The following is a 16,519-nucleotide window of genomic DNA, read 5'->3' as shown; positions in this document are numbered from 1 at the left end:
TTTACTCCTTCTCGTTGACCTCTGGCAGCTGCCAGAAATCGAAAAAATTAAACCAGTCGAGCGGCGACAAGAGTGCGTAATGCTCCAGCCGCTGCGCATAGCGGTCGACGGTCTGCTGTAGCGCCTGCTGGCGTTCGCCGCGCGGCAGCAGCAGCGGGTCGGCAAACGGCTCGCAGTGCAGGGTCAGCTTTCCCTGCTGGCAGAGGGCAAAAATCAGCACCACCGGGCATCGCAAAATGGACGCCAGGATAAACGGCCCCTGCGGGAACGGCGCGGGCTGGCCCATAAATTCGCTCCATATCACCCGCCAGCTACCGCCGCGCTGAGGGGTGACGGCGATGCGATCGCCCACGATCGCCACCCATTCGCCGCGATCCAGCTTCTCTTTAATGAGGATCGCAGTCTCCGGGCCAATGTCGGTGACCGGCATCAGGTGAATGCCCGCCTGCGGTGCCATCTCCTCCATCACCTGCTTAAAGCGTCTGGCGTTGTCGCTGAAGACCAGCGCGTTGATAGTTTTCGCCCCTTCGCGCTGGGCCAGCGCCCGGCAGGCTTCCACATCGCCAAGATGCGACGCGAGCAGCAGTTTGCCCTGAGGATCGTCGAGCCCCAGCGCCTCCTGCGCGCCTGGCGCAAAGACCAGATCGCGATGGAGTTTCATTTCGCCGCGCCAGCTGGCCACTTTATTCAGCATGGCATGACCGAAGCGCAGGAAGTGGAAAAAACTGTTAAGCCGCGCGGGTTGCGGCATTTGCCGCTGTGCCACCACCGTTTTAACCCGCGCCAGCCACTGCTGCGACGCCTGACGCGCAGCGCGGGCGGTCAGCCAGTAGACAGCGGTAACCGGCCACAGCAGGGCGGTAAACGCCTTTCGCCCCAGCAGCTGCCAGACGCGCAGCATCAGGCGCATGCCCCATAATCCTTTCACCTCCTGCTGCTGCGCCCAGTGCTGCGAGCGGCGACGCATCAGCAGGGAAGGAATGCGCGGCAGCATGCCGAGAAACAGACGGGTATGCATCAACGAGATGCGCACGTTGTCTTTCAGGGCATCGAAATGGGATACCCCGTCCGGCGGATAGGTTACGCGGGTGGGCAGAAAATAGCTGGTGTTGCCCTGCCAGTAGAGGCGCACCATCACTTCGGTATCAAAATCCATTCGCCTGCCGAGCGGCGTGGTTGCTGCAAGGCGCAGAACCGGGGCTATCGGGTAAACGCGAAACCCGCACATGCTGTCTTTCAGTTGCAGGGAGAGGGTTTCAATCCAGACCCAGACGTGCGTTATCCAGCGCCCGTACAGGCGCGAACGGGGGATCGAGTCATCGTAAACGGGCTGCCCGGAAATGAGCGCATCGGGATGACGCCCGGCCAGCGCCAGCAGTTTGGGAATGTCCTCGATAGCGTGCTGGCCGTCAGCGTCCACCTGAACGGCGTGGGTGAAGCCGCGATCGGCGCAGGCTTTCAGCCCCTGCATCACCGCCGCGCCTTTGCCGCTGTTTTCGGCCAGCCGCAGCAGCGTGATCTGCGGACGATCCGCCGCCAGCGCTTCAAGCGTGCGGCGCGTGGTTTCATCGCTGCCGTCGTCCACCACCAGACAGGGCAGATCGAAAGGCGCCAGGCGCGCCAGCACCGAAGCCATCATCGCCCCGTGGTTGTAGCAGGGGATCAGCACGCAGGGACGGAAGGTTACTGACATAAGCGAATCTTCCCGCTGCTGGCGGTGTGGCGCTCGTTACCCGCATGGCGCTGGTAGCTAAAGGTCAGCAACTGGCGTTCAGGCTGCCAGGCAAGGAGCAGCGTGACCGTGTTCTCCGGCAACAGCGGGGCGGCGAACTTCACGTTCTGAATACTGTGAAAACGGTAGCCCGACGCCAGCGCGGCGGCGTAATGCATCACCCAGTCGAGCTGCGCCACGCCCGGCAGCAGCGGCTGTACGGCGAAATGTCCCTTAAACCAGAGCAGGTCAGGATCAAGATAAAAGGTTATCTCCAGATGCTGTGGATCGGGCTGGAGGCGCCCGATTTCAGGGATCTTCATGAAACAACTCCTGTAGCTGCGCAGTCACGCGCTTGTTCATGCTGTTGACCGGGATTTCATCAACGATCCGCCAGTAGCGCGGTACGGCAACCGGTTCAAGCCAGGGGCGAAGGGCGCGTCGCCAGGCGAGCTCCTGCGCTGTTTTGCTCTGTTCGTGTTGCTGACGCACCGCTTCATTCAGCACCAGCAATACGCCAATGCCCTGACGCCCGCCGCGCGTCACCGTCAGCGCGGCGGCCTCGCGGATGCCGTCCAGCGCCAGCAGGCGGTGCTCAATGTCATCGAGTGAAATGCGCTTATCTTCAATTTTGACCACCCGACCACGACGCCCGACGAGGCTGAACTGCCCGTCAGCCGTGAAGTGCAGGATATCATCCAGCACGATTCCCTCCGCCTCGGGGATCAGCGGCGACGTCACGCGATCGCCGTGAAACGCCACGCCGGGGAAAGGCTGCCAGCGCGTGCTTTCCTCCTGACGGTAGCGCCAGGCCATTACGCCCGTTTCCGTGCTGCCGTATATTTCATCCGGCCAGACGTTGAGCCAGGCCTGAACCGCGGCGACCTCCTGCCAGGGCAGCGCGCCGCCGGCGGAGACGAGCAGGTTGACGGGGGGCGGCGTCAGCGACGCGTCCAGCCGCTTGAGAAACGCCGGACTGCTGATGAAAAGGTAGCGTTTATCGTCGGGAAGGGCAGAGAGCTGCTCGGCATAGTTGAGCAGGCTGGCATGCAGCGGCAGGCCGAGCGCCATGGGTAAGACAACACGAAACGTCAGGCCATACAGGTGGTGCAGCACCACGGAAGCCACGACGCGACAGCCCGCCAGACGCTCGCCAAAATGCGCCGCCAGCAGACGAGCCTCACGATCAAGGCTGACCACCGGCTTACTTACCCGTTGCGGCGTGCCGGTCGAGCCGGAGGTGTAAAGCTCGATCGTGCGCGTCTCACCGATGGCTGGCAGCGGTGAAAAGGGATGGCCTGCCCGCTGCGCGGAAGCCACCCGCAGCTCTCGCCCCTGAAAATCGAGCGTGGTGTCGCTCAGGACGCCGCTGAACAGCGCCCGCTGTTCGTTAAGCTGCGCCGCCCGTCTGTGCCCGGGGAGGACCGGCGTTTTACCCGCATGCAGCGTCGCCAGCAGCGCGACAATAAACAGATAGCCATTTTCGATGCACAGCGCCCAGCGCTCGCCATCTTCACGACGCAGGGTGTCGACCAGTTGGGTGACGTCGTGGCGCAGATCGCCAAGCGTCCAGAGGCGGTCGTCCTGCCAGGCGACAGGGGTGTCGTCAGGGCGGGGCGCACTGAGCCACTGGCTAAGCGGAAGAGGGTTAAGCATCGTTTTTCATCGCCCGTTGTCGCACCACCCACTCGCCAGCCATCAGCGTGCCCATCAGGAGATAGGCAATCATCCCATTCCACAGCGTCCACAGACGGATATCGGCGTGTAATACGGTAAACAGCGCGATCGCCCCGTTGATAATAAAAAAGCCGCACCAGACCTGGGTAACCCGGCGCGTGTAACGTACCCCGACGGGGGAGAGATCCGGTTCACGCAGGCGCGCCAGCCGTTCAACGACAGGCATTGCCGTCCACAGCGAACCGCCAAACACCACCAGCATCACCAGATTCACCACCACTGGATATAACAGCACCCACTGGTGCGCGTGCAGGACGTAGCTCGCCGCGCAAAGCGCTATGCCGGCCAGCGCCACGCTCACGAACAGATAACGCAGGGGGCCGCCCTGCCGACGGGCCTGGCAGACGCGCAACAGCAGCACCAGCGCCATCACGGGCAGTATCCCGTGCAGGCTATTATTCGCCAGCCCGAAGCCGATCAAAAACGGCCATGCCAGCAGCATCAGCCCCGTCAGGGCGGGAAGAACTGGAATCGAACGCACGTTACGCGTCGCGCTGAAGCTGTTCCACAACGTCCACGACGTCCTGCACCGTGCGCACCGCTTTGAAGGTTTCAGGCTTGATTTTATGGCCCGTTTTCTTTTGCAGGTGCACCACCATATCGACAGCATCAATGCTGTCGAGGTCCAGATCCTCGTAAAGACGTGCCTCAGGGGTAATATCCTCCGGGGCGATTTCAAACAGCGTAATAAGAAGCGCAGAGACTTCCTGATAAATCGTTTGTTGTTCTGTCATAGCGGTCATTCTCAGGCGCGTTGTTGATGGATAAAAGCCGCGAGCGTGGCAACGGAATAGAAGTGCTGACGCATCTCGTCACTTTCGGCAGAAAGCACTACGCCGTACTGATTTTTTACCGCCAGCCCCAGCTCAAGGGCGTCGATTGAGTCCAGACCGAGGCCGTCGCCAAAGAGCGCGGCGTCTGTATCAATATCCTCTGGGGTAAGTTCTTCCAGATTCAGCGTAGAGATAATGAGATTCTTAATTTCAAGATAGAGCGCTTGCATCTTTCGTTCCTGACAAAGATTGAAGACCGGTTGTTAACTGATGCTGCATATGCCGGTTTAACTGCCTTGCTGCCAGCGCGGGTTCGTGCTGACTCGCATCATAAAAATCATGAATGTTGATGCGTTCGCGAACATCCACGGTGAAAACAGGTTTATTGGGGGGCACGTTATACCAGCTGCTCTGTTTATCCAGCATCCGTTCGCTACAGTGGATCACCACCACGCGCACGGCGCTGTTGCAGCGAACGGCGATATTCGCCGCCCCACGTTGCAGGGTCATGGCTTCCCCCACCCGGGTGCGGGTGCCTTCGGGGAAGATCAGCAGGGTGTCGCCCTGGGCCAGACGCTGCTGGCTTGCGGCAAGCAGCGTGTCGGCTTCGCTGTTAATCAGATAGTCAGCCGCGCGGATCACGCCGCTGACGAATGGGTTACGCAGCAACGCGCTTTTCACCAGACAGTCGGTTTCGTTCATCACCGACGCCAGCAGAACGTAGTCCAGCAGCGAGGGATGATTCGCAATCACCAGACAGCCCCGCTCGGCGCGCAGAACGTCCAGGTTGTTGAAACGGTAATCCAGTACCCCTGCACCCCGTACCACCGCGAGGAACAGGCGAAAACTGGCAGAAATAGTGCGGCGTGCCAGGCGGCGACGTTGAGTGCGGTCGCGCTGGAAAATCAGCAGCAGATTAAACCACACCAGCGACAGCGTCAGCCCGCCGAGGCCGAACAGGGCGAAGCACAATCCGGTCATAAGCATCCGCCATACCCGATCGAGGCGGGAACGTAACCCTCTCATTGGCGCGTCCATTGCCACAGCAGGCGCTCGCCCGGCAGGGTAAACTGGCGCTCGTCCCGCAGGTAATGGCGCAGGAACTGGAGGCTTTGCGGCAGCGCGGGCTCTTCAGGCGCGCAGTTGACGTGCGTTTCGCAGCTGAGCGTATTTCCCGCCTCAATCACCAGCGCCAGCGCGTAGGGCCAGACCGGCATCTGCGGCGGCAGCCCGGCGTGATAAAAATCAGGCAGCAGACCGTCGAAATCCACCAGCAACACGCGGGAGTAGCCCGCATGCAGCAGGCTCAGCACGTCGCATAAGCTCTGCTGGAAAGTATCCATACCGGCGGATACCGACGAAGAGACAACAGGCTGACGCGCGGCGATAGTGAGATTGCCGACCGCCGAGTTGTGTACCGACATGGCAAAATCGGTGGGGGAAACGGGCTGTTCTGCCGCCAGGGCCTGGAGAATACGGAAATTGCGCTCCAGCTCCCCATGACGGCTGCTGTAGACGACGGCGTCGATGCGGTGTTTGCGCAGCATCATCAGGCCAAGATCGACGGCCAGCCTGCTGCCTGAATTCAGGCGGCGGGCGGTCATCATCGGCAGATCGGTCAGTTTCGCCAGCGGTGCAGCGGGATCGATGGCGTCAGACCGGCGTGACCATGCCTGCCATTCGTCGGCATCGCTGAGTCCTGGCGCTCTTGCCTGCCAGTCGATAAGGGTAAGTGTAAATTTCATCTACGCGCGTCCGCGATAAACCTGTTTCTGTGACTTTTTCTTCGCCAGCGCGATTTGCTGCGCACATCGTACAATGTTGTCGTCGCGCTGGCGAATAAACGTCACTTTTGACCCTTTCCACCCGGTTATCCCGGCAAACGGCTTTTTGGCCGACCCGGACCCAGAAGAATGGCGAGTTTACTGCCTCCTTTCGTGGTTTCCATCCAGATTTTACAGACGCTGGTGAGCGGCACGGAGAGCAGCATGCCCACCGGTCCCAACAGCCATCCCCAGATCAGTAATGATAAAAACACCACCATTGTCGACATGCCCAGACGGTGGCCCATCATACGCGGCTCGAGAATGTTACCCAGCACCATATGCACGACGAGGAACAGCGCCCCTACCAGCATGCACTCATAAAAACCGTTGAACAGGAACGCCTGGATCATCGGCGGAACGGCGGAAAGCACCGCGCCGATATTGGGTACGTAGTTCAGTAAAAACGCCAGCACGCCCCACATCAGCGCGAACTGCACGTCCAGCAGTACCAGCCCCAGCCAGACGATCACGCCGGTCCAAAGGCTTAACAGCGTTTTCAGCGCCAGATATTTGGATACGCCCTTCAGCGCGCGGTGCAAGCCGGCAATGTGGATCTGAGGATTGTTCAGGGCAAAACGCAGTTTATACGGCACGTGGCGCACTTCGAACAGCATAAACACCACCGTCATCACCAGCAGCAGAATGCTGGCCATTGCCCCGGAAAGCCCGGTCATCAACGTGGTGGCGTAGGTCATCACCTTCTCGGAATCCATCCGGCGCAGCATCCGTTCCGGTGAGATATGCAGATTCACGAACGGCAACATGCGCTGAAGAACGACCAGCTTGCGCGTCAGCTCTTTATTGTACTGCGGCAGCATGGTGGAAAATTCGCTCAGCGAGGCGGCGAGCACGCCAAACAGCGCCGTCAGGACAACCAGCATCACCATTACCACAATGGTAATCGCGACCGGGCGGCTGATGCCGCGGCGTAAAAACCATGTCACCAGCGGGTTGAGCACAATGGCGAAAAACAGCGCCAGCAGAAGCTGAATAATGATATCCGCCGCCGCGTGGATACCCGCAAGGATAACCACCAGGCAGGCAAGTTTTAATAAAATATGAAGTCCGGCTTTGTCGGGCGGGCTGGCAGTCATAAGAATTCCTTTTTCCGGGGGGCGTGTTAATTGTAGTGCGCCGGATGGGCTTCGTCTGGAGCGTTAGTCTGAAAGTCGTGGCAAAAAAATGGCCCCCGGCGCAAGCGACGGAGGCCACGGCATCCCGGTGGACGATTACTGGATCACGAGGGTGTTAATGATGTTTTCAGCGGCGGTCTGCGCTTTCTGCTGATTGTCTGCCGGCAGGGTGATCTGCATGGTCAGCAGTTTATTGTCCACCTTACCGAGCACCACGGAGGAGTAGGCGGTCTGGCCTTTGGCAGAGATGATGCTGTCCAGCTGTTGCAGCGTGTGGCCTTTCAGTTCAACAGACTTGTTGGTGACCACCTGAAGCTGCGGGTCGCGGCTGCGCTGCTGATCTTCCAGGCGTTTGGCCAGCACGCCCAGATCTTCGCTGGTATCGTCACCGACGATCACAATCACCGCTTTTTGGCCGGTGGCATCGGAATAGACGTGCATGTTGTTCGCCTGGGTGCCCAGCTTACCGCTCTGGTCGGTCATGTCCGCGGGCAGAGAGAAACTGAGTTTGCCATCCATCAGGCTCACCGGCTGACCGGTGGCGTTGCTTTCTGCTGACGCGCCCTGAGCAGGCGTTTTGGTGTCGCTGTTATCACAGGCTGCAAGGCCAACAACCAGCAGGCCAATCCCGACATATTTAACCAGATTGCGCATTGACTTCTTCCTTTCGATAAACGGCCATAACGGCTCATTCGTTCATCTTATCACAACTGATAAAGCGAACCCTTAACCTGCCTGCAATGCGGAGATTTCAGATTTATCTGCCAGCCTTTTCAGCAGCATATTCAACAGTACGCCGTACATCGGCAGGAAGAAGACCAGGCTGATAAGCATCTTAAAGGCGTAGTCCACCAGAGCGATTTCCATCCAGTGTTCTGCCATGAAGGCGTCCGGGCTGCGCCAGAAGGCGATGAAGAAGAAGGCCAGCGTATCGCTCACGTTACCGAACAGCGTGGAGGCCGTTGGTGCCATCCACCAGCGATGGTTTTGACGCAGGCGGTTAAACACGTGGACATCGAGGATCTGCCCCAGGGCATAAGCCATAAAGCTGGCGGTGGCAATACGTGCGACGAACAGGTTGAAGTGCGTCAGCGCTTCGAAGCCCTGCCAGCTGCCCATGTAAAACAGCGAGGAGATGGCGTAGGAGACAAACAGTGCCGGGATCATCACCGCAAAAATAATCCGCCGCGCCAGCGGTGCGCCAAAAATACGCACGGTTAAATCCGTCGCAAGGAAAATAAACGGGAAACTGAACGCGCCCCAGGTGGTATGGAAACCAAAAATGGAGATGGGGAGCTGTACCAGATAGTTACTGGAGATGATCACCAGCAGATGAAATAGCGAAAGCCAGAACAACGCCTTGACGCGCTGCGATTGTGTAAAGGAGTTCATATTGTACCTTTTTGATTAATATTTGGGGTGAGGGAACCCAATAAAGCCGCCGCATGATACTGCTTTGACGACACTTTGCAATGGCTAATTTTCACGCAATCGTTAACCTGGTTTGCATTGGCGATAGCGGGGCGTAAACTACAGCCGTTTTTACCTGAACGAGAAGAAAATGACCGACCTGTTTTCCAGCCCAGACCACACGCTTGATGCTCAGGGCCTCCGCTGCCCGGAGCCGGTAATGATGGTGCGTAAAACCGTCCGTAACATGCAGAGTGGCGAAACGCTGCTGATCGTCGCTGACGACCCGGCTACCACCCGTGATATCCCCGGCTTTTGTACCTTTATGGAACATGAACTGGTGGCGCAGCAAACCGAGACCTTGCCGTACCGGTATTTGATTCGTAAGGGGTAAGTGCGGCCTGACGCCCGGCGGCGCTTCGCTTGCACGGGCCTACGGGTGTAGTAGGTCGGGTAAGGCGCAGCCGCCACCCGACAAGTACTCATCACAATTTCGAACCATCGTTTCAAAATTTCGCGCTTTTGTGAGGCGCTTCACCCTCCCTTTTCCAGCCGTAGTCTAATTTTTAAGCGTCAAAAACTAAAACATCGTTTTAACGCTTATCTCACTACCCTGGAGTTGACTCAATGAAAACGACCCTCAAGCCGTTACTGGCCGCGCTGTGCCTGTCTGCTTTTGCCTGCTCCGTTTCTGCCCAGACCATCAAAGCCGCCGATGTGCATCCCGAAGGCTACCCGAACGTGGTGGCGGTTCAGCACATGGGTGAAAAACTCAAACAACAAACCGATGGCAAGCTGGAGATTAAGGTCTTCCCCGGCGGCGTGCTGGGGGATGAAAAGCAGATGATTGAGCAGGCGCAGATGGGGGCGATCGACATGATCCGCGTCTCCATGGCGCCGGTGGCTGCCATTCTGCCGGATATCGAAGTGTTTACGCTGCCCTACGTATTCCGCGATGAAGACCACATGCACAAGGTGATCGACGGGGATATCGGCAAGCAGATTGGCGACAAACTCACCGCCAACCCGAAATCGCGTCTGGTCTTCCTTGGCTGGATGGATTCCGGCACCCGTAACCTGATCACCAAAGAGCCGATCGTCAAACCGGACGATCTGAAAGGGAAGAAAATCCGTGTGCAGGGCAGCCCGGTGGCGCTGGCCACGCTGAAAGCGATGGGGGCGAACTCGGTGGCGATGGGCGTCAGCGAGGTTTACAGCGGCATGCAGACCGGGGTGATCGACGGCGCGGAGAACAACCCGCCAACCTTTATCGCCCACAACTATATGCCGGTCGCCAAAAACTACACGCTGAGCGGCCACTTTATCACCCCGGAAATGCTCCTGTACTCAAAAGTGAAATGGGACAAGCTCAGCGCCGACGAGCAGCAAAAAGTCCTGACGCTGGCCCGCGAAGCGCAGTTCGAGCAGCGCAAGCTCTGGCAGGCCTATAACGACCAGGCGCTGGCGAAAATGAAGGCCGGCGGCGTGCAGTTCCACGACATCGATAAAACGGTGTTTATCAAGGCGACAGAGCCGGTGCGCGCGCAGTATGGCGATAAGCATCAGGATCTGATGAAAGCCATCGCTGACGTCCAGTAAACCGGAGTACGTATGTCCGAACTCTACCTGAAGTGGATGGACCGTCTGTATCTGTTCGCCATGGCGGTGGCGGGTATTTCGCTGTTGGTGATGACGATTGTCATCCCCATCGGCATTTTTTCACGCTACGTGCTCAATCGCGGCGAATCCTGGCCGGAGCCGATCGCCATTATCTGCATGGTGACGTTTACCTTTATCGGCGCGGCGGTGAGCTACCGCGCCGGGTCGCATATTGCGGTCAACATGCTCACCGACCGCCTGCCCGCGTCGCTGCAAAGAGTGTGCGCGCGGATGGTGGATCTGCTGATGCTGCTGATTTCAGGCCTGATGTGCTGGTACAGCTACTGGCTGTGCGTCGAGCTGTGGGAGCAGCCGGTGGCGGAGTTTCCGCTTCTGACCTCCGGCGAAAGCTATCTGCCGCTACCTGTCGGGTCGGCCATTTTGATCCTGTTTGTGCTTGAACGCCTGCTGTTTGGCTCGCAGGAAAACCGTCCGGTCGTGCTGATCGGCAATCACAGTTAAGGGGTGAACAATGGATGCGTTTGTTTTGTTATTCACCCTCGCCATTTTGCTGGCGCTGGGGATGCCGGTGGCCTTCGCCGTCGGCTTAAGCGCCGTGGCGGGCGCGCTGTGGATTGACCTGCCGCTGGAGGCGCTGATGATCCAGATCACCAGCGGGGTGAATAAATTTACCCTGCTGGCGATCCCGTTCTTCATTCTTGCCGGGGCGATCATGGCGGAAGGGGGCATTGCCCGACGGCTGGTCAACTTCGCGTACGTTTTTGTCGGCTTTATTCGCGGCGGGCTGTCGCTGGTGAACATCGTGGCATCAACGTTCTTCGGCGCGATTTCCGGCTCGTCGGTGGCGGATACGGCGTCTATCGGCAGCGTGATGATCCCGGAGATGGAGAAGAAGGGCTATCCGCGCGAATACGCGGCGGCGGTGACGGCCAGCGGGTCGGTGCAGGCGATCCTGATCCCGCCCAGCCACAACTCGGTGATTTATTCCCTGGCGGCAGGGGGAACGGTTTCCATCGCCACGCTGTTTATCGCGGGCGTGCTGCCGGGCCTGCTGCTGGGCGTGAGCCTGATGGTGCTCTGCCTGTGCTTCGCCCGCAAGCGCGGCTATCCGAAGGGGGACAAAATCCCGTTCAGGCAGGCGCTGAAAATCATGCTCGATGCCCTGTGGGGGCTGATGACGGTGGTGATTATCCTCGGCGGGATCTTGTCCGGGATATTCACGGCGACCGAATCTGCCGCCGTGGCCTGCCTGTGGGCGTTCTTCGTCACCATGTTCATTTACCGCGATTACAAGTGGAATGAACTGCCGAAGCTGATGTGTCGCACGGTGAAAACCGTCACCATCGTGATGATTTTGATTGGCTTTGCCGCGGCGTTTGGCGCGGTAATGACCTACATGCAGCTGCCGATGCGCATCACCGAATTCTTCACGTCGCTCTCCGATAACAAATACGTGATCCTCATGTACCTCAATATCATGCTGCTGTTGATTGGCACGCTAATGGACATGGCGCCGATCATCCTGATCCTGACCCCGGTACTGCTGCCGGTGACCAACTCGCTGGGGATCGATCCGGTGCATTTCGGAATGATCATGATGGTGAACCTGGGGATTGGGCTGATCACGCCGCCGGTCGGGTCGGTGCTGTTCGTGGCGAGCGCGGTGAGTAAGCAGAAGATCGAGCACGTGGTGCGGGCGATGCTGCCGTTTTACGGTATGTTGCTGGTAGTGCTGGGGATGGTGACATACATCCCGGCGATATCATTGTGGTTGCCGGGGGTGCTAGGGATGCAGTGACGCCGTTTTATGCCGGGTGGCGGCTACGCCTTACCCGGCCTACGGTTACGGTTCAGAGATGTTGTAGGCCCGGTAAGGCGTAGCCGCCACCGGGCATTTTTACCGACGGCGCAACAGCCGCAACGCGTTCGCCGTAACCAGCACCGTCGCCCCCGTATCCGCCAGTACCGCCAGCCACAGTCCGGTCATGCCGAGCAGCGTGGTGACCAGGAAAATCCCCTTCAGACCCAGCGCAATGCCGATGTTCTGCCGAATATTAGCCCGCGTCGCCCGCGCAAGATCTATCATCTGCGCCAGCCCGGTCAGGCGGTTGTGCGTCAGCGCCGCGTCGGCGGTCTCCAGCGCCACGTCGGTGCCGCTGCCCATCGCAATGCCGATGGTGGAAGCCTTCATTGCCGGGGCGTCGTTTATCCCGTCCCCGACCATCGCCAGCGGGGCATGACCGTTCAGCTCGGTTACCGCGCTGACTTTATCCGCAGGCAACAATCCGGCCTTAAACTCCAGCCCCAGCTCGCCGGCAATCGCCGCCGCCGCGCGCGGGTTATCACCGGTCAGGATCACGCCCTGTACCCCCAGCCTGTGCAGCGCGTCGACGGCGTCTTTCGCATCGTCACGCAGGGTGTCGCGCAGCGCCAGCATGCCCATCGGTACACCGTCCTGCATCACGGCAACGACCGTCTGCCCGGCCTGCTCTAATGCCTCAACCTGTGGATTAGGGAACGCGCCTGCCGCGGCGATTAGCACTTTTTTGCCTTCGACCACAGCCTCAATCCCTGACCCGACCAGCGCTCGCTGGGCGGTTGCCGGAGGGATGGTCAGCCCGCGCCCCTTCGCTTCACGCACAATCGCCTGCGCCAGCGGGTGGGTGGAGCCCTGCTCCACGGCAGCGGCCAGCGTCAGCAGGGCGTCTTCACTGATGTCCTGCGGATACACGCCGGTCACCTGCGGCTTGCCGACGGTCAGCGTGCCGGTTTTATCGAAGGCGATGTGCTGAACCTGGCTCAGCTGTTCCAGCGCCGCGCCGCCCTTAATCAGCGCCCCGCGACGTGCCGCCGCCGCCAGCCCTGAGGTAATCGCCGCCGGGGTGGAGATCACCAGCGCACACGGACAGCCGATCAGCAGCAGCGTCAGCCCTTTGTAAATCCAGCCCTCCCACGGCGCGCCGAAGAACAGCGGCGGGACGACGGTGACCAGCAGCGCCACCAGCATGATGGCGGGGGTGTAAATCCGGCTGAAGCGATCGATAAAGCGTTCTACCGGCGCGCGGCGCTCCTCGGCTTCTTCTATCAGCCTGAGGATGCGGTCGATGGCGCTGTCGCCCGGTTCGGAAAGGACCGTCAGCAGCACCAGTCGGTCGACGCTGGTGGCGCCCGCAGGCACCTTTTCACCTGCCGCGCGCGCTACCGGGATGGATTCCCCGGTCAGGGCGCTTTCGTCAAAGCTCGCGGTGGCGGTAATGAGGGTCCCATCGGCTGGCAGACGTCCGCCTGCGGGCACTTCAATCACGTCGCCCGGGCGCAGGGTGTTGATGGCGACCGTTTCACGAGTACCGTTTATCACGCGAGTGGCGGTTTCCGGCTTCAGCGCCATCAGCGCGCTCACCCCTTTACGCGCCCGGCTCGCCGCCCAGCCCTCAAGGCGTTCGCCAATTAAGAACAGCAGCAGCACCATCGCCGCTTCCGCCGTCGCGCCAATAAATAGCGCCCCGATAGCCGCCACGCTCATCAGCGTTTCGATGGCAAACCAGCTGCCGCTTCTCATCAGACGCAGCGCCTGACGCGCAATCGGGAACAGGCCAACCAGCGTGGTGGCGATAAACGCCAGGCTGCCGAGCGGGTGGTTGATTTGCTCCAGCCCCCAGCTCAGGGCCATCATGATGATGAGGGTCATAAGGGGCAGATTTTCTTTTAGCGGGGACGTTTTTTCTGCGGGCGCCGTTTCGCTGCGCAGGGTATAACCCGCTTTGCTGACGGCGGCTTCAACCTGTCTGCTGACGTCGTTTTCGGCGCTGACCAGCAGCTTTTCGGTAGCGAACAGCACCTGAACGTGGTTCACACCCGGCACCTGCTTCACTGCATTTTCCACTTTGCGGGCGCAGGCCGCGCAGTCCATGCCGTTGACCACCCAGCTGTAGTGATTGCCGTTTTCAGGCAGCGCTTCGGTCCGGGTTTCGCACGCGCCCTCGCAGCAGCAGTCCTCTTTTGGCGGAACCGGGCTGAGCTTAAGTGCCGAGAATTGGGGAACTTTTTTAGGTATTTCTGGAGTCGACATGGCAGTCTCCGGTAATGATAATTTTCTCATTAACCGCAGCATACACTCTGGAGTCGACTCCAGAGTCAAGCGTTATTTAGATATACAGCGAACGCACAATCAGGAAGTGTCCGGCAAAGTAACAGGCGGCGGAAATCGCATTATCCGCACGGAAGCGGCGGCGATAGTGGCTGCCCAGCCAGACGATATTACCCAACAGCAACAGTGCGGCACCGAAGAACGCAGACATTGCCGGAGCGGTCGGACGGAAGAACCACAGCTCGCCCGCCAGCCACACCATCACCAGCGTCATGGCGATAAACGTACAGACCGGGAGACGCATCTCTTCCAGACGCGACCAGATCACCGCGATCAGCAGGGCGCCAATCACCAGCAGCACCAGCGGCAGCGGCCAGAAGAAGGAGAGCGTCATCTGGCTGGCAAAGTAGATGGTATAGAGCAGATGCGACAGGAAGAATGCCCCCACGGCGTACAGCAGGCGCTGGCGTGGCAGCAGGGTTAAGGCATCGCCAATCAGGGAAGCACACAGCCCCGCGAGGACAAGATAGCTAACGGCGTTAAACATCGGGGCCTGCCAGGCAAGCAACAGCAGGAGTAATAGCGTGACGGGTTTAAACAACCAGCGCTGCCAGGCTGGGCCACGGTAAGACGCATCGACGTAAAGCCATGCGGAAAAACAGACAGCGATAAATGACCAAAGCATATTAACTCCCTGTAACTGTTGAGGCTGAATGATCAGTTCCTGATCCAGTGTAGTGACGCGAGCGGGCGTTTGGCAATGCCGGGGCAGGCGAGGTATCCTGAATTCCGCATAATCTGATGGGATTTTTCAATGAGCAAGATGCCGCTGTTTTTCATTATCGTGGTGGCGATTATCGTCATTGCCGCCTCGTTTCGCTTCGTGCAGCAGCGCCGTGAGAAGGCCGACAATGACGCCGCGCCGCTGATGCAAAAGCGCGTGGTGGTGACGAACAAGCGTGAGAAGCCGCTTAACGACCGCCGCTCCCGCCAGCAGCAGGTGACGCCAGCGGGCACAACGATGCGCTATGAAGCGAGCTTTAAGCCGGAAACCGGCGGGCTGGAGATGACCTTCCGCCTGGAGGCGCAGCAGTACCACCAGCTGACGGTGGGGGAGAAAGGCACGCTGAGTTACAAAGGGTCGCGGTTTGAAGGATTTGAACCGGAGCTGTAATTTTCCCCTCACCCCGGCCCTCTCCCTAGGGGAGAGGGTGTAATCGTCCCCTCTCCCCTAGGGAGAGGGTTAGGGTGAGGGGCCTACTTCTTCACCTGCGCCTTAAACTTCTTCATCCACACCAGCAGCTCAAACACGCCGAAAATAAACACCCGCAGCTGCTGCCAGCCGGTCATCGGTGGGCCATCTTTCGGCAGACCGTTTTTCAGCATCACCATCTGCAAGGCATGCATGAACGCGGTAAAAATCAGCGCCACGTTAATAAAGATATTCAGCGGACGCGGGAACGGGTACACCAGATTCAAAATCAAAAATGCCCAGACGCCCAGCATCAGCACGCGCCCTACGTTAATCAGTACTGGCATCGGATCCTCCTTGTGCCTGACGGTGATACAGACGATAAGCCACCTGGCCGGCGACCTTCTCGCGGTGCAGATCCCAGTGAACGGGAACGGGCGGCAGGCCATTTTCCACTTCGCTTTCAACGTAAATCAGCGCGTCGTCTGCCAGCCAGCCATTTTTTTCCAGCAACGATAATGTCTCTTCCAGCAGCCCTTTACGGAACGGCGGGTCAACAAACACCACGTTGAACGGCGTCCCCTGTTGGGCGAGGAAGCTCAGCGTGTTGGTATTCACCACTTTCGCGTTGGTTGCCTTCAGCGTAGCCAGATTTTGCTGCAATGTCTGCGCGACGCCGCGCTCCATCTCCAGCAGCGTGGCGCTGGCGGCATAACGCGACAGCGCTTCCAGCCCCAATGCACCGCTTCCGGCGAAGCAGTCCAGGCAGTTGGCGTCTACCATAGACGGGGCGAGCCAGTTAAACAGCGTCTCGCGAACGCGGTCCGTGGTGGGGCGTAAACCGGGGCTGTCCGGCACCGGTAATTTCCGGCCTCGCCACTGACCGCCGATAATGCGAATTTGACCGGCCGGGGCGCGGGTGGGTTTCTTCATCTCAGGAAAGCTCTGTTAACCATTGCCCTGCGATTGCGGGCGGTGATGTCAATTAAGTAAAGTGTTAGACTATTTCATCATTTTTTTAGCTTCCCTG

20 protein-coding genes are annotated in these 16,519 nt (G+C 59.3%); 5 read left to right on the top strand and 15 right to left on the bottom strand.

Annotated elements, in window-relative coordinates:
* Position 1: 1 nt before the first annotated feature.
* From ACQG0T_RS21850 to ACQG0T_RS21800, 11 genes are all read right to left on the bottom strand, one after another.
* Positions 2–1,693 carry a glycosyltransferase family 2 protein gene (locus ACQG0T_RS21850; RefSeq protein ID WP_271040482.1) on the bottom strand — a complete coding sequence of 564 codons (1,692 nt, stop codon included), beginning with the start codon at positions 1,691–1,693 and terminating at the stop codon, positions 2–4.
* Entirely contained in the window at positions 1,684–2,034 is a 351-nt protein-coding gene (locus tag ACQG0T_RS21845) for a hydroxymyristoyl-ACP dehydratase (protein ID WP_017693835.1), read from the bottom strand. The genes ACQG0T_RS21850 and ACQG0T_RS21845 overlap by 10 nt, the downstream gene beginning before the upstream one ends.
* On the bottom strand, positions 2,021–3,367 hold the full coding sequence (locus ACQG0T_RS21840; RefSeq protein WP_271040481.1) for an AMP-binding protein: 1,347 nt from the start codon (positions 3,365–3,367) through the stop codon (positions 2,021–2,023). Before ACQG0T_RS21840 ends, ACQG0T_RS21845 begins: the two co-directional genes overlap by 14 nt.
* Positions 3,360–3,959, bottom strand: a complete 600-nt coding sequence (locus tag ACQG0T_RS21835) for a hypothetical protein (RefSeq protein ID WP_023304569.1) — start codon at positions 3,957–3,959, stop codon at positions 3,360–3,362. Before ACQG0T_RS21835 ends, ACQG0T_RS21840 begins: the two co-directional genes overlap by 8 nt.
* Positions 3,931–4,182, bottom strand: coding sequence for an acyl carrier protein (locus ACQG0T_RS21830; protein WP_003861262.1), 252 nt, complete (start codon positions 4,180–4,182; stop codon positions 3,931–3,933). Before ACQG0T_RS21830 ends, ACQG0T_RS21835 begins: the two co-directional genes overlap by 29 nt.
* An 11-nt stretch (positions 4,183–4,193) precedes the next feature.
* Positions 4,194–4,451 (bottom strand): phosphopantetheine-binding protein, encoded by a 258-nt coding sequence (locus tag ACQG0T_RS21825; RefSeq protein WP_003861263.1) that lies wholly within the window; start codon positions 4,449–4,451, stop codon positions 4,194–4,196.
* Positions 4,432–5,247 (bottom strand): lysophospholipid acyltransferase family protein, encoded by an 816-nt coding sequence (locus ACQG0T_RS21820; protein ID WP_252051773.1) that lies wholly within the window; start codon positions 5,245–5,247, stop codon positions 4,432–4,434. Before ACQG0T_RS21820 ends, ACQG0T_RS21825 begins: the two co-directional genes overlap by 20 nt.
* A complete protein-coding gene (locus tag ACQG0T_RS21815; protein WP_045328565.1) occupies positions 5,244–5,966 on the bottom strand; it encodes a beta-ketoacyl synthase chain length factor in 723 nt (240 codons plus the stop codon). Before ACQG0T_RS21815 ends, ACQG0T_RS21820 begins: the two co-directional genes overlap by 4 nt.
* Before the next feature lie 125 nt (positions 5,967–6,091).
* Positions 6,092–7,141 carry an AI-2E family transporter gene (locus tag ACQG0T_RS21810; RefSeq protein WP_271040480.1) on the bottom strand — a complete coding sequence of 350 codons (1,050 nt, stop codon included), beginning with the start codon at positions 7,139–7,141 and terminating at the stop codon, positions 6,092–6,094.
* Between the two features lie 135 nt (positions 7,142–7,276).
* Positions 7,277–7,834, bottom strand: coding sequence for a DcrB family lipoprotein (locus ACQG0T_RS21805; RefSeq protein ID WP_003861272.1), 558 nt, complete (start codon positions 7,832–7,834; stop codon positions 7,277–7,279).
* Between the two features lie 72 nt (positions 7,835–7,906).
* Positions 7,907–8,572 carry a 7-cyano-7-deazaguanine/7-aminomethyl-7-deazaguanine transporter gene (locus tag ACQG0T_RS21800; protein WP_252051777.1) on the bottom strand — a complete coding sequence of 222 codons (666 nt, stop codon included), beginning with the start codon at positions 8,570–8,572 and terminating at the stop codon, positions 7,907–7,909.
* 169 nt (positions 8,573–8,741) lie between these two features.
* On the opposite strand from ACQG0T_RS21800, the gene tusA reads away from it, so the two are divergent.
* From tusA to ACQG0T_RS21780, 4 genes are all read left to right on the top strand, one after another.
* Entirely contained in the window at positions 8,742–8,984 is a 243-nt protein-coding gene (tusA, locus tag ACQG0T_RS21795; protein ID WP_000130627.1) for a sulfurtransferase TusA, read from the top strand.
* Between the two features lie 233 nt (positions 8,985–9,217).
* Complete coding sequence (locus ACQG0T_RS21790) at positions 9,218–10,189, top strand: TRAP transporter substrate-binding protein (protein ID WP_045333892.1); 972 nt, start codon at positions 9,218–9,220, stop codon at positions 10,187–10,189.
* Between the two features lie 12 nt (positions 10,190–10,201).
* Positions 10,202–10,711, top strand: coding sequence for a TRAP transporter small permease (locus ACQG0T_RS21785; protein WP_015571482.1), 510 nt, complete (start codon positions 10,202–10,204; stop codon positions 10,709–10,711).
* Positions 10,712–10,721: 10 nt separating this feature from the next.
* Positions 10,722–12,008, top strand: a complete 1,287-nt coding sequence (locus ACQG0T_RS21780) for a TRAP transporter large permease (protein ID WP_015571481.1) — start codon at positions 10,722–10,724, stop codon at positions 12,006–12,008.
* A gap of 99 nt (positions 12,009–12,107) precedes the next feature.
* On the opposite strand, the gene zntA is transcribed toward ACQG0T_RS21780, so the two are convergent.
* Both zntA and ACQG0T_RS21770 read right to left on the bottom strand, forming a co-directional pair.
* Positions 12,108–14,279 (bottom strand): Zn(II)/Cd(II)/Pb(II) translocating P-type ATPase ZntA, encoded by a 2,172-nt coding sequence (gene zntA / locus ACQG0T_RS21775; protein ID WP_063624171.1) that lies wholly within the window; start codon positions 14,277–14,279, stop codon positions 12,108–12,110.
* 76 nt (positions 14,280–14,355) lie between these two features.
* A complete protein-coding gene (locus tag ACQG0T_RS21770) occupies positions 14,356–14,982 on the bottom strand; it encodes a lysoplasmalogenase (protein WP_003861515.1) in 627 nt (208 codons plus the stop codon).
* A gap of 129 nt (positions 14,983–15,111) precedes the next feature.
* Here ACQG0T_RS21770 and ACQG0T_RS21765 point away from each other — a divergent pair, with 129 nt between their 5' ends.
* Positions 15,112–15,471 (top strand): DUF2500 domain-containing protein, encoded by a 360-nt coding sequence (locus tag ACQG0T_RS21765; RefSeq protein WP_017384123.1) that lies wholly within the window; start codon positions 15,112–15,114, stop codon positions 15,469–15,471.
* An 83-nt stretch (positions 15,472–15,554) separates the two neighbouring features.
* Here the strand turns inward: ACQG0T_RS21765 and ACQG0T_RS21760 are convergent, their stop codons facing one another.
* A complete protein-coding gene (locus ACQG0T_RS21760; protein WP_426723871.1) occupies positions 15,555–15,836 on the bottom strand; it encodes a DUF1145 family protein in 282 nt (93 codons plus the stop codon).
* On the bottom strand, positions 15,820–16,422 hold the full coding sequence (gene rsmD / locus ACQG0T_RS21755) for a 16S rRNA (guanine(966)-N(2))-methyltransferase (RefSeq protein ID WP_015571477.1): 603 nt from the start codon (positions 16,420–16,422) through the stop codon (positions 15,820–15,822). Before rsmD ends, ACQG0T_RS21760 begins: the two co-directional genes overlap by 17 nt.
* Between the last annotated feature and the right edge of the window lie 97 nt (positions 16,423–16,519).

The organism is Enterobacter cloacae complex sp. 302F9 (assembly GCF_050030335.1).
Taxonomy (GTDB): domain Bacteria; phylum Pseudomonadota; class Gammaproteobacteria; order Enterobacterales; family Enterobacteriaceae; genus Enterobacter; species Enterobacter hormaechei_C.
This window is presented reverse-complemented; position numbering and strand designations above follow the sequence as displayed.

What these genes read in the sequence shown, in the direction of transcription:
- ACQG0T_RS21850 (WP_271040482.1), bottom strand. Translation starts at nt 1,693, where the DNA reads ATGTCAGTAACCTTCCGTCCCTGCGTGCTGATCCCCTGCTACAACCAC.
- ACQG0T_RS21845 (WP_017693835.1), bottom strand. Translation starts at nt 2,034, where the DNA reads ATGAAGATCCCTGAAATCGGGCGCCTCCAGCCCGATCCACAGCATCTG.
- ACQG0T_RS21840 (WP_271040481.1), bottom strand. Translation starts at nt 3,367, where the DNA reads ATGCTTAACCCTCTTCCGCTTAGCCAGTGGCTCAGTGCGCCCCGCCCT.
- ACQG0T_RS21830 (WP_003861262.1), bottom strand. Translation starts at nt 4,182, where the DNA reads ATGACAGAACAACAAACGATTTATCAGGAAGTCTCTGCGCTTCTTATT.
- ACQG0T_RS21825 (WP_003861263.1), bottom strand. Translation starts at nt 4,451, where the DNA reads ATGCAAGCGCTCTATCTTGAAATTAAGAATCTCATTATCTCTACGCTG.
- ACQG0T_RS21820 (WP_252051773.1), bottom strand. Translation starts at nt 5,247, where the DNA reads ATGAGAGGGTTACGTTCCCGCCTCGATCGGGTATGGCGGATGCTTATG.
- ACQG0T_RS21815 (WP_045328565.1), bottom strand. Translation starts at nt 5,966, where the DNA reads ATGAAATTTACACTTACCCTTATCGACTGGCAGGCAAGAGCGCCAGGA.
- ACQG0T_RS21810 (WP_271040480.1), bottom strand. Translation starts at nt 7,141, where the DNA reads ATGACTGCCAGCCCGCCCGACAAAGCCGGACTTCATATTTTATTAAAA.
- ACQG0T_RS21805 (WP_003861272.1), bottom strand. Translation starts at nt 7,834, where the DNA reads ATGCGCAATCTGGTTAAATATGTCGGGATTGGCCTGCTGGTTGTTGGC.
- ACQG0T_RS21800 (WP_252051777.1), bottom strand. Translation starts at nt 8,572, where the DNA reads ATGAACTCCTTTACACAATCGCAGCGCGTCAAGGCGTTGTTCTGGCTT.
- tusA (WP_000130627.1), top strand. Translation starts at nt 8,742, where the DNA reads ATGACCGACCTGTTTTCCAGCCCAGACCACACGCTTGATGCTCAGGGC.
- ACQG0T_RS21790 (WP_045333892.1), top strand. Translation starts at nt 9,218, where the DNA reads ATGAAAACGACCCTCAAGCCGTTACTGGCCGCGCTGTGCCTGTCTGCT.
- ACQG0T_RS21785 (WP_015571482.1), top strand. Translation starts at nt 10,202, where the DNA reads ATGTCCGAACTCTACCTGAAGTGGATGGACCGTCTGTATCTGTTCGCC.
- ACQG0T_RS21780 (WP_015571481.1), top strand. Translation starts at nt 10,722, where the DNA reads ATGGATGCGTTTGTTTTGTTATTCACCCTCGCCATTTTGCTGGCGCTG.
- zntA (WP_063624171.1), bottom strand. Translation starts at nt 14,279, where the DNA reads ATGTCGACTCCAGAAATACCTAAAAAAGTTCCCCAATTCTCGGCACTT.
- ACQG0T_RS21770 (WP_003861515.1), bottom strand. Translation starts at nt 14,982, where the DNA reads ATGCTTTGGTCATTTATCGCTGTCTGTTTTTCCGCATGGCTTTACGTC.
- ACQG0T_RS21765 (WP_017384123.1), top strand. Translation starts at nt 15,112, where the DNA reads ATGAGCAAGATGCCGCTGTTTTTCATTATCGTGGTGGCGATTATCGTC.
- ACQG0T_RS21760 (WP_426723871.1), bottom strand. Translation starts at nt 15,836, where the DNA reads ATGCCAGTACTGATTAACGTAGGGCGCGTGCTGATGCTGGGCGTCTGG.
- rsmD (WP_015571477.1), bottom strand. Translation starts at nt 16,422, where the DNA reads ATGAAGAAACCCACCCGCGCCCCGGCCGGTCAAATTCGCATTATCGGC.